Origin of the sequence: Lysinibacillus sp. FSL L8-0126 (genome assembly GCF_038630385.1) — a bacterium.
GTDB lineage: Bacteria > Bacillota > Bacilli > Bacillales_A > Planococcaceae > Lysinibacillus > Lysinibacillus fusiformis_D.
The window spans coordinates 1,632,612-1,646,311 of record NZ_CP152028.1 but is presented as its reverse complement, the minus strand read 5'-3'; the positions used below and the strand labels follow the sequence as shown (position 1 = coordinate 1,646,311).

Below are 13,700 nucleotides of genomic sequence, written 5' to 3'. Positions count from 1 at the left end.
ACCCAAACATGTTGGATATGGTTATTTTTCAACGACCTCTGCGTTTAAATTTAACAACAAAGAGAAGTGCTAAGAGAAGCAATACAAGGCAGGCTGCGGCTGTAAACACTGTATTTTTATCAATTACAGTTGCTTGATTAGACGCTCCATCATTTTCACCTGGCATACTGATTGGGCCTCCGCTTCCATCAGGACGTTGCATTGATTCGCCATTTTGTCCTTCTCGTGGGCCATTGCCTTCTCTATTAAACGGTGGGCTCTGTGATGGATCAAAATCCTCTGGTAGCTGACTCGGGTCAAAATTCTCTGGCATTGAATTCATCTCACCATTTTCATTTGGAGTTGGTACGCCCATATTTCCTTGTGATGTCGTAGACGCTTCTACAACCAGCTCTCCAGATAGCTGCTTTAAAATAGATTGGGAGCGCTGTTTAGCGAATTCAGGTAAGCTATTTTCACCTTCAACTGCCTCTAAGAATTGCTCTGTAGTAGAGAATTTTGTGGGATCTGCCTCCACATAGGTCGTTATTAATAGTGCTAAGTTTTTAGTAATAGCTTGTACATAATCCTCTGTTAAATAGGTTGTCGCTAGCTCTTCTAGATAACCTTCATATTTAGCACGGTACTCTTCATTAGTAAGCAAGGCATTCAGCAGTGGCCGCTCCTCTAACGTTGTGCCAGAAACAGGGGTTTTCACACTAAAATTAATAGCACTCTCGGCTAACAGGTTGCTTGACATCCCCATTTCCATTCCCCTATTGAAGCCTCCATCTGGCTGTTGTAACCTCCCCCCACCTGCCTGATTAAGTTGTTCATTGTTTTGTGCTCCTGATTCTTCTAAAGTTGTCGGAGCATCAGCTGGATTTTGACTGTTTTCTCCACCCATTCTACCGCCTCCACCGCCAACACCAAAGCCGCCGAAGGACATATTGTAATCCCATGGAATAATTGAAAACACACCATTCTGTTCATACAAATAATAGTTATGTTTCATATTCCCCTGGTAACTATCTAAATTGACAAGTGCTGTATTGACAGCGAAATAACGTAACATTTCATCGACATCAAGGTATTTTTCGATGTCTCCACCGTTATTAATAGCATTTAGCATCTCCACAAGCTTGGATTGATCCATATGACCTTCATTTGTTTTTAATCCCATGCCTGTATAGTCTGCAATATCATCACTAATATATTTCAAATCACTGCCAGTTCCGTCTGGCTTAAATAAAAAGCCATCATTAGAACCATAGTTATTGGCTAGGAATGTCTCATCTACTGCTTCCACTCCTAAAAACAAGCCCCGTTCCTCACCATTTACTGTGACATACATATAGGAGTGTGCTGGTGTTGGTAAGCCCATTTGCTCCATCATTTCATAGGAGATATATTCCCGCATCAATGTAGCATCACTATAATTATTATTTAAATTTAATTTTTTCAAACCATATAAGCTTTGAGTATCATCATAGTAATCAAAATCGATTTTTAAACTATAACGATCCGAGTCACTATTGACAACTGATCGTAATGATAAATTGCCTTTTGTGCGAATAGCAACATTCTCAATTTTCTTGCCGTTTACTGTAATATCCGCCTGTTTTAATTCCTCGTCCGCTGCATTTTCAAGCATGTCAGTCCAATCTTCCTCAGCAATCTCGATATCGACAGTGGTTACTTTATTGCTATTAAATACCATATCCTCATAGGAGAACTCGGAATTTTTCGTTTCAATTCCTGCATTTGGAAGTACAGCATATATCACGACAAAGAGAAGGAGTAAAATTGCCATGCACAGGTAGACAATTCGTGTTTTAATCATAGCCATCACCTCTCATCGTAGTCCTTTTTGTTAATGAGGTCATTACGCTGTGAAATTCCCATCGTAGCTAAGCATAATGGCTGATTTAACACCAGCAACTTTTGTTAGTTCATCCATCAGCTTCGCATCATTTTGCTTTACACGAATTTCGTAAGTTGTTTCAATTTCATCATTATGCATAATGGATTTTGATTTGAGTGCGAATTTTTTTGTTTGTGCAGCAATAATTCGCTCCACCTCAGCATTTGCTAGCTCTTCTTCAAACTTTACAATCAATAAATAAGGATTCTCTACCGTAATTTTATTCACGAACACTAGTAGTACAAGACCGATTAACACAGCACCGATAATTACTAATGGAATAAACCCTGCTCCACATAAAATACCAGAAACAATTGCCCAGAAAATATAGACTAAATCCATTGGATCTTTAATAGGTGTTCTGAAACGTACGATGGATAAAGCACCAACCATACCAAGTGATAACAGAACATTTGAACTAATCCCCATAATTACAAGTGCAGTTGCCATTGTCATAATAAGTAATGAGATATTGAATGAATGAGAGTAAATGACACCATTAAAAGTTTTCTTATAAACGGCGTAAATGAAAAGCCCTATAAAAAATGCCACTACTAAGCCAATAATAGAATCGATTAATGAAAATGATGTTGTTTTTTCTAAAAAGTTGGATTTAAATATATCGCTAAATTTAATTGTATCCATTTGTTCATTCTCCTTTGTATTTAGCCGTACATACGACTAAGCTGATATTTGGAATAGGCCTCTGCACGTGTATCTACAGATTGTAGTAAATACTTGATAATGTCTGGTAAATATTCATCATACTTTACCTCTAAAACCACAAGGTTCGGCTCCAGTACATCTACCATCGGCAGGTTTTGATTAAACATATCTGTGTTGCGTAGACTCGATTGGACCTTACTATCAAACGTTACGCGGACATTTCCGAACGGATAAATGTACGCCTCTCGCTCATAGTCTACTACCGTTGTAGGTCTAAGCTGGCTATAATTCATTTCTTGATATAAGTCTCGAATTAGCACTCGGTCGTCATTCTCCATCCAGGATATATCCCCGACACGCATTTGTTCATACTCAGCCTGAGATATCTTACACTTCGATTTAAAAGTGACATTGTTACGCTTACTTTTTCGCTCTAAATTAATAATGGCACTAGATTTCCCGTATATGCGTACCCGATATTTATCCCGATTGATATAGCCCTCTTTTTTCTCATTTAGCACTTTATTGGCCAAATTATCGAAATACGTACTACGGATCAAATATTTACCGTCCTTGCCCGCATGCTGGTCTAGCTGCATAACATGCTGAAGCTTAGCTTTTAATAAAGCATAATCTGGGTAGGATATCGCTTGTTTAATTTCTTGGCGACCATTTGGATTAAATGAAGTTACTATCGGCATCTCATCACGCTCCCTTGTCTTAGTGTTATACTGACAGCTACTTTCCCATTTGAATGGTTTACCAACTAGTACATGAAGATGACAAAACCTTCATAAGGCTCGTACTCGTCGTCTACACCATTTACTATAAAGAGCTTTTGTGTCAGGCAGATGTCGGCTTTACATATTCTTCAACTATTTTTTACAATTCAATGCTCACCACCATCTCTATGAGACATGCAAAAAAATAACTATCGTCTTCCTCTACTCTCGGTACAATGATTGGCTGCATCAACATAAAAAAGCTACCACGCTCTTACAGCGTAGTAGCCTTTTGTAATACTAATTCAAAGGATGTGCCAGAGGTCTTGCTTTCGATTAATCGTAAATCACCCCCGACAGATTGTGCCATCATCTTACTAAGTGGTAGTCCTAAACCCAAGCCTCGAACTGTATATTTTTTATTTTCTCCTCTATAAAAACGCTCAAAAATAAATGCCTGTTCCTCCTGAGGGATACCGCGCCCTGTATCTTTGACTATCATCGATAACGTATCCCCTTGATCTGTCAGCGTTAAGGTGATTGTTCCTTTGTCCATCGCCTGTTTGGCATTCGTTAAAAGGTTTGTCATGATTTGTTGGATACGAACAATATCAGCCTCTACCAGTACAGGTTGATCTAATAAGTGCAAATTCACACTTACAAGCTCATCATCCTGCATGACTTCCCACTGAGCCACTGCATCACGCAATAACTGATTAACATCTACAGATTCGATCTTCACGGGGATAGCATCCACAGCAAAGTGGTTAAAGGCAAGTAAATCACCAACCATTGTTTTCATTTTTGTTGTTTCAACCATCGCCATTTCAATGAACTCTATCGCATCCTGCCCTGTTACAACGCCATCTTTTACAGCTTGTAATAGACCACTTATCGAGGTAACAGGTGTTTTCAACTCATGAGTGACACCTGCTAATAATTCCGTTCGCGTTTTCTCCAGTTGTTCTAGCTTACTCGCCATATTTTTAAAGGATGTAACAAGCTCATAGACCTCTTTTTCTTTACTATCTTGAGGTAAATCAACAGCATAATGACCTTCCTGAACATGCTTGGCTGCCTCTGCTACTTGCTTGATTGGACGGGCTAAACGCTTTGATAAAAAGTAAATGGCTATCCAGCCTAATAAAGCCAATGCTCCAATCAATAAGGCAAGCTGTCCATATGCTTGGTTAACCCTTGTTAAATTTACCTTCTTCTCCATCACGAGAACCCAGCCCAATAACTGATCATTATTTTCTATCTTTCTTATAACCACATATTCGGGCTCTCTTCCCCCAGTTACTTCCTTCGTCCCTTCTTCTCCATCCAACAAACCAGTCACATTTTTGGCACTGCCAGGAGGCACAGGGCGGTTACTCGTCAGTATATTGCCTTCTGTGTCAACAACATACAAAATCGGATCAATCTCTCTCATATTGAAGCGCTCACGATCCCCAATAAAGCCTGGAATACCCTTTATCGGCCCATTATTAGGATTTGTTGTATCAGTTAAACGATAGACCGTCTCGTCTGCTAAAAACGCCATCAATTCTAATCGATTTTCAAATGTTGTATGACGAATCCACGCAGCCGAGATGAAGGAAATTATAGCTAAGCCAATAAAAAGTGTTAATAAATAACGGCTCGTCCAATATTGGAGTAAAGATATTCGCTTATTTTTTTTGAACACTTAGCTGATACCCCAATCCACGTAGTGTCTTTATTTCTCCTTCTGCCCCATCCCATTCCTTTAATGCCCTTCTAAGCCTCTTTATAGCTAAATCTACTGCTCGATCACTACCTTCATACTCCCAACCCCAAACTTGATCTATGAGCTGATCACGGGTAAATGTTTGATTGGGATGGTCTGCTAAAAACATAAGCACTGATAAATCTCTTGGCGTTAATACAATCTCTTCTTCACCAAGAAATACCCTATGTGCTTTACTATCAATGGTTAAAGAACCATAACGTTTTATAACGGATGAATCTGTGCTTCCTTCAGCACGTCTTAAAACAGCCCTCACCCTTGCAACAACTTCATCTGCAATAAAAGGCTTAGCAATATAATCGTCTGCCCCATGGTCAAATCCTTCTAATCGGTAGTTTACTTCACCTAATGCTGTCAACATAATAACAGGGCAAGTACTTAGCTCTCTAATTTCCTTTAAAATGGACCAGCCGTTTTTCTCTGGCAACATAATATCTAATAACACTAGGTCTGGCTGTATTTCCCGAAACATGTCCAAGGCTTCACCACCCTTGAAACATTGTGTCACATCATAACCCACTTTTTGTAAATATACCTTTAACACCTGACTTATTGCATATTCATCTTCTACTACTAAAATATTTGCCATAGGCATTCACCTCGATACTAGTTCGCTCTTACATTCATTATAGCACCAGATTATGTCAGTTAAATGTCAGCCTATATACAGCCCATAAACTGCTATGAGATAATATATGGAGGGGCATCTATTGACAATGTCTTCCTAAGCCACTTATCATTGATTGCGAATGATAATCAATGATAATTCATTCAAAATTTAAGTAAATGAAATTAAGGGGGGTAAAAGCATGATTATTGTAACTAATCGTATTCAAGTGAAACCTGGTTTTGCTGCGAAAATGGCACCTAACTTTACAAAGCCAGGTCCACTACAACAATTTGAAGGCTTCCATAAAGTAGAGGTGTTAATTTCGACCGACGATCCTACTTATGACGAGATGAGTGTTAATATGTATTGGGAATCCAAAGAGCATTTCCAAGCATGGCGTAATAGCGATGCATTCGCAGCAGCCCATCAGCGTCCAAGTTCGGGTTCTGAGGGAGAAAAAGCGGACAGCCCAATGATTGGCAGCAAAATTGTGGTGGCTGAATTAGCATCTTCCATCGAAGCTTTACGTTAATGAACGACAATTAAATTATTTATACATTATCTTCTGATTCTATCTAAAAAGCCCTGCATGTTGAACCGACTATGCAGGGTCTTTTTTTAAGATAAAATAATGACTAGTATATAACCCAAAACGGATAAACAAACAGAGCCAATTAAACCAGCAATAAATGCCTTTACACCAAGCTCCTTAAAGGTTTTAATCTCCACATTTAACCCAAGGCCAGCCATGGCCATAGCGATTAAAATATACGCAATATTGACAAATGCTTGTGCTACATTAGCTGGTATAATCCCCAATGAATTAATAGCACTCATCGCTAAAAACCCTAAAATAAACCACGGAATGATGGAGAAGGAAAATGCCTTTTTCTCTTTATTTTTGTCTATTCTTCGATAGAAAATACCGATCATAATCGCTACTGGTACAAGTAGGGCAACACGTGTTAATTTCACAATAACCGCTATATCAATGGCTTCATTTCCACCAGCAGACGCTGCTGCAATAACATGGGCAATTTCATGTAATGTACCACCTGCAAAAATACCGTACTCCGTTGGCGTTAAGTCGATGATGGAATAGATAACCGTATAAATAAGCGTAAATATAGTCCCTAATAAGGCAACAATTGCTGCCCCTACTGCCGTTTCTTTTTCATTTGCTTTTATTTGAGGTGCGATTGCCACTACAGCAGCAGCCCCACAAATTGCTGTCCCACAAGCCGTTAATATCCCTAGCTTCTGTTCCACTTTAAACATTTTTGTTAATCCGTACACAACTAGTAAAGCAAATACTAAATTAATGACTGCAATCAAAAAAACATTTGCCCCTGCATGATAAATGTCTGCCAAATTTAAACGCATGCCCAATAAAATAATGCCAAGCCGTAATAGCTTCTTACTAGAGAAGGCAATACCCACTTGCCATGAATCTTGTACTTTAAAAGCTGCTCTCCAAGCCATTCCTAATATAATGGCAATAACCAACTGACCTAATATTGAAAAGAAAGGAAATGTGGCAATATATTTCGCTACTAAAGCAATAAGGAGTGTTAACAATACTCCCTTCAAGAAATTAGGATTAAGGGTGGATTTCACTTTATTCTGTCTATTAACCATGTTGTTCACTTCTTTCTCCCTTGTTGATTATTACTTTAATAAAAAGCGAACTATTAGTAAAATACATATATATAATCATTATCATTAATATTTCTAATAATAGAGGTGAAACTATGCAATACGAAGCTTTAAAAACGTTCGTCACACTAGTTGAGGTCAATAATTTTACGAAAACCTCTGAAATACTTCATATTTCACAGCCAAGTGTTAGCTTACACATTAAAAACCTAGAGCAAGAATTACAAACAACCTTGTTTATTCGTTCACCAAAATCCGTGCAAATTACACCAACTGGTGAAATTCTTTATAAACGAGCGAAGCAAATCATGGCTATAACTGAAGCGGCGAAAGAAGATATTGCGGCCTATCATCAAGAGGTGCAAGGAACACTAGTCATTGGAGCAAGCTTTACGATCGGCGAATATATATTGCCCCCCATCATAGCAAGCTTGCAGCAACAGTTCCCACAACTTGAGCTTCAAATTATTATTGGCAATACGAAAGAAATCATTCAATATACAAAATTATTGCAAGTTGATATTGGTCTGATAGAAGGGCAAGCACAGGATAATGAACTGGTAATTAAACCATTTATGCAGGATGAACTATTTATTGTCAGTGCCAGTAATCATCCACTGACAAAGCAACAACCCATTACCCCCGATAAACTTCAACAGCAAAACTGGGTTGCCCGTGAAGAAGGCTCTGGGACACGTTATTATTTAGATCATTTATTCAGAGCTAACGGTCTACAAATCCAATCACTTTTGACGATTAGTAGTAATCAGGGGGTCAAAGAGAGCGTTATGCAGGGACTTGGTCTTTCCTTACTATCCGCTTGTGTTATTGAACGTGAATTAAAAAATGAAGATATGACCATTTTGCCCCTTGAAGGACAGCATTTTCTGCGGACATTTTCTTATCTTTGCTCACCAACGATGAAAAATAAGCGCAATGTCGACATACTCATAGATATATTAATAAAGAAAGCTTAGCTGACTTTTTCTCGTCGCTAAGCTTTCTTTATGGTTCTTCTCGTATTCAAACGCTTAGTTTCAATGATTTCCACAAATTTTGTCGCTGCTCTAGAAAGAGGTACTGTTTTCAAATAACACATACCAATACTCCTTGTTGGAATACTTTCCATTAAGGTTAATTCATAGAGAAGACCTCGCTGGAGATAGTCCTTTGAAAATTCCTTGGTTACACATGCAATACCGAGATTACTACGAGCAAACTCTAACACCAAATCATGTGAACCTAGCTCAAATTCGGGTTCAATATGGATACCTCTTGCAAAGAGATAGTCTTCCACATACTTTCGTGAATTCGATTTTTTCTCTAGAAAGATAAGTGGAAATTTCAAAAGATCCTCATAGCTTAAACTTTTAGACGCAAGTGTCTTGTATTTCTCCCCACATACGAAGATATCTCGAATATTCGTGCATACGGTTAACTGTAATGTTGAATCCTCTATTGGAAAATTGCAAAATCCGATATCGACCTCACCCGATTTAATAAAATTACATATTTCAGATGTTGTACCATTCAACATTTGTAATTTGATATTCGGATACATTGTATGGAATGCTTCTAAATAAGGCATTAAAAAGAAGCGTGAAATGGTATCCCCTACTCCTAGTTTTAATTGCCCTGTTGTTAAATTTTTAAATTCTAGCAACTTTTCTTCACCAGCATCTAAAAGCCCTAAAGCTGAATTCGTATATTCAAAGAGAAGACTACCCTCTGTTGTCAGCGTCACACCTTTTGGAGTTCGATTAAAAAGACGTGTTCCAAGCTCCTTCTCCAATTGCATCATTGCCTGACTAACAGCAGGCTGTGTCATATATAAATCCTTAGCCGCACTCGAAAAGCTATTATTTTTTGCTACAACACTAAAAATACGATATAAATCTAATTTCCCTATCATATAAGCACCTCTTATAGCTATTATATGAACTATTAATTTTACTTATATCATTACTGGAGCGTATAGTAAAATCATATGGATTTTATTTCACTTTACGATTGATAGAATGAGGAGAGATTAAGTTGGAACGTGTAATCGGTACAGTTGTAAGAGGTCTTCGTGGTCCTATTATTAACGAAGGCGATAATATTGAACAAATCGTTGTAGATACAGTGTTAAATGCTGCGACAATTGAAGGCTATGCAATCGAGGATCGTGATATTGTCACAGTAACTGAATCTGTTGTAGCACGTGCACAAGGTAACTATGCGTCAATAGATGATATCGCTGTAGATGTGGCAGCTAAGTTCGGCGATGATACTGTCGGCGTTATTTTCCCGATTTTAAGTCGAAACCGCTTTGCCAACTGTTTACGTGGTATTGCCAAAGGTGTTAAAAAGGTTGTACTAATGCTAAGCTACCCATCCGATGAAGTAGGTAATCACCTTGTAGATATTGATGAGTTAGATGTAAAAGGCATTAACCCTTGGACAGATACATTAAATGAGGTTGAATTCCGTGAACATTTTGGCTACCAAAAACATACATTCACGGGTGTAGATTATATCGAATACTATAAAGAGTTAATTGAAGCAGAAGGCGCTAAATGTGAAGTCATCTTCTCTAATAACCCAAAAACAATTTTAAATTATACAAAGAGTGTATTAACATGTGATATTCATACACGCTTCCGTACAAAGCGCATTTTAACAGCAAATGGTGCTGAAAAAGTTTACAGCCTTGATAATATTTTAGCTGAGTCTATTAATGGGTCTGGCTTCAATGCAGAATATGGTCTTCTTGGCTCTAACAAAGCGACAGAGGATAGTGTAAAACTATTCCCCCATACTTGTCAGCCAATTGTTGATGGAATCCAAGCAAAAATTAAAGAGGCAACAGGCAAAACGGTAGAAGTCATGATTTATGGTGACGGTGCATTTAAAGATCCAGTGGGTAAAATTTGGGAGCTTGCAGACCCTGTTGTTTCACCAGCGTTTACGGCTGGATTGCATGGAACACCAAACGAGGTTAAATTGAAATACTTAGCAGATAACGACTTTGCTAACCTTCGAGGTGAAGAATTAAAAGCCGCTATTTCTGAATACATTCAAAATAAAGATGAAGATTTAACGGGTCAAATGGCTGCACAAGGAACAACACCTCGTCGCTTAACAGACCTAATCGGTTCGCTATCTGATCTAACATCTGGCTCAGGTGACAAAGGAACACCTATGATTTATATTCAAGGTTACTTCGATAACTATACTAAATAAAAAAATGAACTCTCGTGTAGAAATGAGAGTTCATTTTTATTTACCTTTGCGTGAGGATGACAGGAATCGAACCTGTAAGCCCTTTTCAAAAGGGATATGCATTCCTTGCACACTTCCTCATATTATATATTTTTGGAGTAATTGATTTAGTATTACATTTTTCTCAGTCCTTTTTATTTAATCTTTAATCAAAGTAATTTTGTTAGATCCATTTTATTTTAAGCCATTTGGAATCATTTCTTCCTGTAGCCAATGATCGCTTGTTTGAACATGTTGCGGTCTCACAAATTTTCCTAAATTATAGCGAAAATCATCATAATGGAATGAGGCAGCGTTTCTAATCACATAACCCTCTTGTTCACCATCAAAAATGGATTTACCAGTAAATGTCCGTTTTATTTGTTCTTCATCAAAAATACCCCGATATAAAACGGGTACTGTTTCAATACCTAACTCAGCTGCAAAAGCGACCGTTTCATCCCAACTTAAACAAATATTATCTTCATTCCAAATACTAAATAAATAAAAATAACTTGTTAAGGCTTGATAATAAATGGAATGCTTCGCATACATATTTTCTCCACATAAGCGCCAATCATTAGGAATTCGATACGCAAAACTTGCATGAAATGTTTTTATCCAATGTCTAGAAGGATGATTGGCTGAATGGATGCTTCTGGCATGCATATAGTCTTTGTAAAGCGTAGTGCCTTCCCCATCTAGTTTTTCAGTGACCACCACTTCTTTTCCTATAAAATGATTCACATTTTTAGCAACTTTATCATCATGGGTATAGCCCCTGCTCCAGGGTAAATGAAAGCTTCTTGGGTATTTCATTAATTTCGTCATAGTTCCACTTCCTTTCCTTTTTATTTAGCAAATTGATCTGCCTCTCGGAAGAAATAAAGTCTTGTTAATAAATCACCATCTAATAAGTGATAAATTTGGCTTCCGCCTTTATCGCCCCCATACTGGATTAACATATGAAATTGCACTAAATGAACAACCTTCAACACAAAATCCTCTTCAAAGCCCAACTCTACGAGAAAATGACAAACCAATTGGGCAGATACATTTTCATGCCCATAATAGCCATATCGTTGTTGCAATGGTTTATATTTTTTGCAAAATGGTTTGCCGACATCATGGAACAATGCAGCCAATTGTAGTGCCAGTTTATCGCTTTCCAAGTAGTATTCATTGATATAGGCAAACACGAAATACGTATGCTGACATAGTAAAAATTGATGGTATGGATTTTCTTGATTGAAATGATAAATTTCTTTAAAAAGTGGGACTGATCGAAGTGTTTGAAACAGTTCTTCATAAGTGGGTTGGCTTTGTATAAGTGAGACAAATTGCTGTCGAGAGATATCATAGGGACTTGATTCATGTACAATATGCACTTCATCAAACCCTTCTCCTGCTGTAGGAAACTCTAGATGCTTTCTCATTTTTTCCATCACCAATAATGGTACATGCCGCTTCCGCCGTTGGTTTCTGGCTACACAGATTGAATAAGGGGTATCAAAGTAATAGCATTCCTTCTTAACCGCACTCGACAATTTGCGGAGTGCAAACATTCTGCGCTCCCGCTCTATATTGGTGGCATCTACAATGACAGAATAACCTTTTGCCACTAAATCATTCAGACGCTCATATAACGTGCGAAAGACTACTCGTGATTTTTGCTTGGTGGCATCACCAAACAATTCTTGACGTATTGCATCACTGGAAAGAATAATCGCATTTTCACTTTTCGCTAGCTGTTTCACAAATGTACTTTTTCCACTTCCTGGCAACCCCACTGTAAAGATTACCTTCATCCTCTGCACCTCCCTTCAAGTTTCTATATCGTATTAAAAGAACAATCCTTTAGTTTTCAATACATACTGTAAGCAATTTAAAAGGCATGAGCCATTACCACACCAATACTCATGCCTTCATTATTTTTTAGCTTACGTCACTTATGGGCAAAGTGTCCGTGCTATATTTTCAAAGTAACGAACACCATATATAAGAGCTTCTTCATCTACTTTAAAACGAGGATGGTGCAATGGGTACGCTTCACCAAACTCTACGTTATGTACCCCGATAAATTGCATAGATGAGGGAACAACTTCTGAAAAATCGGCAAAATCCTCTGTGCCAAATATAGGTTCAGGCAATACCTTCACACCTGTAGCACCAACAATCTCTCCAGCTATACGACGAGATAATGCCGTTAATTCCTTATCATTTGTGACGGAAGGGCAACCTAGCTCCCAATTAATGTCTACTTTTGCACCGTGCATAGTTGCAATACCTGTCACTATCTTTTCTAAATGTTCTCGTGTATCCACACGAATTTTCGCATCTAGGGAACGGATTGTTCCTCCAAGCTCTGCTGTATCTGCAATAATATTTAATGCCGTTCCACAGTGAAATTTTGCAACAGTTAAAACAGGTGCATGTGTACTTGGTACTTTACGTGACACTATTGTTTGCAAAGCTACAACTATCTCAGAACCAATTATTAAAGGATCTATAGCGACCTCTGGTGTTGATGCATGACCGCCACGACCATAAATTTTAATTTCAAAATCATCTGCTGCTGCAGTAAATTTACCATCTTTCATAGCAAATTGCCCTACTTCATAATCAGGGCTCACGTGTAAAGCGAAAGCATAATCGACATTCTCTACTATTCCTAGTGCAACTAGTTGAGCAGCCCCCCCTGGTGTCACCTCTTCAGCATGCTGAAAAACAAAACGAATTTCTCCATTAAAATTGGTCCCACGCTCAGCCAATGCCTTTGCTGCACCAAGTAACATGGCTGGATGAGCATCATGTCCACACGCATGCATGACCCCTGGATTTATTGATTTGAATGGTAGATCCGTTTCTTCTTCAATCGGCAATGCGTCAATATCAGCTCGTAGTAAAATGGTATGTCCTTTATCTTCTGTTTTTGTACCTCTTAAAAAGGCACATACACTTGTTTCTGTTAAACGTCTTACTTCTAAATGAGGAAACGTTATTAATTGATCATAAATATATTGAGCTGTCTTATGCTCTTGATGTGATAATTCAGGATGCATATGCAAATGCCGACGCCATTCAACAACCTGTTGTTTTAAATTAGCCGTTTCTATCAATCTAATCACT

General features: G+C 38.1%; 13 protein-coding genes and 1 tRNA gene. 3 read left to right on the top strand and 11 right to left on the bottom strand.

Translation table 11 applies throughout. The features are described 5' to 3' along the window. Positions 1-28: 28 nt before the first annotated feature. The 5 genes from MHI34_RS07905 to MHI34_RS07885 form a co-directional block, all read right to left on the bottom strand. Positions 29-1,822: a CotH kinase family protein gene (locus MHI34_RS07905; RefSeq protein WP_058845135.1), complete on the bottom strand. Its 1,794-nt coding sequence runs from the start codon at positions 1,820-1,822 to the stop codon at positions 29-31. Between the two features lie 42 nt (positions 1,823-1,864). Next, on the bottom strand, positions 1,865-2,548 hold the full coding sequence (locus MHI34_RS07900; protein ID WP_036123865.1) for a DUF4956 domain-containing protein: 684 nt from the start codon (positions 2,546-2,548) through the stop codon (positions 1,865-1,867). Between the two features lie 20 nt (positions 2,549-2,568). Further along, positions 2,569-3,270, bottom strand: coding sequence for a polyphosphate polymerase domain-containing protein (locus MHI34_RS07895; protein ID WP_271911903.1), 702 nt, complete (start codon positions 3,268-3,270; stop codon positions 2,569-2,571). 295 nt (positions 3,271-3,565) lie between these two features. Beyond that, positions 3,566-4,981, bottom strand: a complete 1,416-nt coding sequence (locus tag MHI34_RS07890; protein ID WP_089933367.1) for a HAMP domain-containing sensor histidine kinase — start codon at positions 4,979-4,981, stop codon at positions 3,566-3,568. Beyond that, a complete protein-coding gene (locus MHI34_RS07885; protein WP_058845138.1) occupies positions 4,965-5,651 on the bottom strand; it encodes a response regulator transcription factor in 687 nt (228 codons plus the stop codon). Before MHI34_RS07885 ends, MHI34_RS07890 begins: the two co-directional genes overlap by 17 nt. A gap of 220 nt (positions 5,652-5,871) precedes the next feature. On the opposite strand from MHI34_RS07885, the gene MHI34_RS07880 reads away from it, so the two are divergent. Beyond that, on the top strand, positions 5,872-6,204 hold the full coding sequence (locus tag MHI34_RS07880) for a heme oxygenase (RefSeq protein ID WP_036123876.1): 333 nt from the start codon (positions 5,872-5,874) through the stop codon (positions 6,202-6,204). A gap of 86 nt (positions 6,205-6,290) precedes the next feature. Here MHI34_RS07880 and MHI34_RS07875 read toward each other — a convergent pair whose 3' ends face one another. Beyond that, positions 6,291-7,310, bottom strand: coding sequence for a YeiH family protein (locus MHI34_RS07875; protein ID WP_058845139.1), 1,020 nt, complete (start codon positions 7,308-7,310; stop codon positions 6,291-6,293). Between the two features lie 113 nt (positions 7,311-7,423). Between MHI34_RS07875 and MHI34_RS07870 the strand changes: the two genes are divergently transcribed. Beyond that, positions 7,424-8,305 (top strand): LysR family transcriptional regulator, encoded by an 882-nt coding sequence (locus tag MHI34_RS07870; protein WP_036123879.1) that lies wholly within the window; start codon positions 7,424-7,426, stop codon positions 8,303-8,305. A gap of 17 nt (positions 8,306-8,322) precedes the next feature. On the opposite strand, the gene MHI34_RS07865 is transcribed toward MHI34_RS07870, so the two are convergent. Beyond that, positions 8,323-9,240, bottom strand: a complete 918-nt coding sequence (locus tag MHI34_RS07865) for a LysR family transcriptional regulator (RefSeq protein WP_036123883.1) — start codon at positions 9,238-9,240, stop codon at positions 8,323-8,325. Positions 9,241-9,362: 122 nt separating this feature from the next. On the opposite strand from MHI34_RS07865, the gene MHI34_RS07860 reads away from it, so the two are divergent. Continuing rightward, on the top strand, positions 9,363-10,553 hold the full coding sequence (locus MHI34_RS07860; protein ID WP_058845142.1) for a coenzyme F420-0:L-glutamate ligase: 1,191 nt from the start codon (positions 9,363-9,365) through the stop codon (positions 10,551-10,553). Between the two features lie 51 nt (positions 10,554-10,604). On the opposite strand, the gene MHI34_RS07855 is transcribed toward MHI34_RS07860, so the two are convergent. The 4 genes from MHI34_RS07855 to MHI34_RS07840 all read right to left on the bottom strand — a co-directional run bounded on the left by MHI34_RS07855 (position 10,605) and on the right by MHI34_RS07840 (position 13,699). Further along, positions 10,605-10,672: transfer RNA gene (locus MHI34_RS07855), tRNA-Ser, on the bottom strand. Positions 10,673-10,766: 94 nt separating this feature from the next. Further along, a complete protein-coding gene (locus MHI34_RS07850; RefSeq protein ID WP_036123890.1) occupies positions 10,767-11,402 on the bottom strand; it encodes an RNA ligase family protein in 636 nt (211 codons plus the stop codon). A gap of 20 nt (positions 11,403-11,422) precedes the next feature. Beyond that, a complete protein-coding gene (locus MHI34_RS07845; RefSeq protein WP_058845143.1) occupies positions 11,423-12,379 on the bottom strand; it encodes an AAA family ATPase in 957 nt (318 codons plus the stop codon). A 141-nt stretch (positions 12,380-12,520) separates the two neighbouring features. After that, on the bottom strand, positions 12,521-13,699 hold the full coding sequence (locus tag MHI34_RS07840) for an amidohydrolase (protein ID WP_308221978.1): 1,179 nt from the start codon (positions 13,697-13,699) through the stop codon (positions 12,521-12,523). Position 13,700: the final 1 nt, after the last annotated feature.

What these genes read in the sequence shown, in the direction of transcription:
- MHI34_RS07905 (WP_058845135.1), bottom strand. Translation starts at nt 1,822, where the DNA reads ATGATTAAAACACGAATTGTCTACCTGTGCATGGCAATTTTACTCCTT.
- MHI34_RS07900 (WP_036123865.1), bottom strand. Translation starts at nt 2,548, where the DNA reads ATGGATACAATTAAATTTAGCGATATATTTAAATCCAACTTTTTAGAA.
- MHI34_RS07895 (WP_271911903.1), bottom strand. Translation starts at nt 3,270, where the DNA reads ATGCCGATAGTAACTTCATTTAATCCAAATGGTCGCCAAGAAATTAAA.
- MHI34_RS07885 (WP_058845138.1), bottom strand. Translation starts at nt 5,651, where the DNA reads ATGGCAAATATTTTAGTAGTAGAAGATGAATATGCAATAAGTCAGGTG.
- MHI34_RS07880 (WP_036123876.1), top strand. Translation starts at nt 5,872, where the DNA reads ATGATTATTGTAACTAATCGTATTCAAGTGAAACCTGGTTTTGCTGCG.
- MHI34_RS07875 (WP_058845139.1), bottom strand. Translation starts at nt 7,310, where the DNA reads ATGGTTAATAGACAGAATAAAGTGAAATCCACCCTTAATCCTAATTTC.
- MHI34_RS07870 (WP_036123879.1), top strand. Translation starts at nt 7,424, where the DNA reads ATGCAATACGAAGCTTTAAAAACGTTCGTCACACTAGTTGAGGTCAAT.
- MHI34_RS07865 (WP_036123883.1), bottom strand. Translation starts at nt 9,240, where the DNA reads ATGATAGGGAAATTAGATTTATATCGTATTTTTAGTGTTGTAGCAAAA.
- MHI34_RS07850 (WP_036123890.1), bottom strand. Translation starts at nt 11,402, where the DNA reads ATGACGAAATTAATGAAATACCCAAGAAGCTTTCATTTACCCTGGAGC.
- MHI34_RS07845 (WP_058845143.1), bottom strand. Translation starts at nt 12,379, where the DNA reads ATGAAGGTAATCTTTACAGTGGGGTTGCCAGGAAGTGGAAAAAGTACA.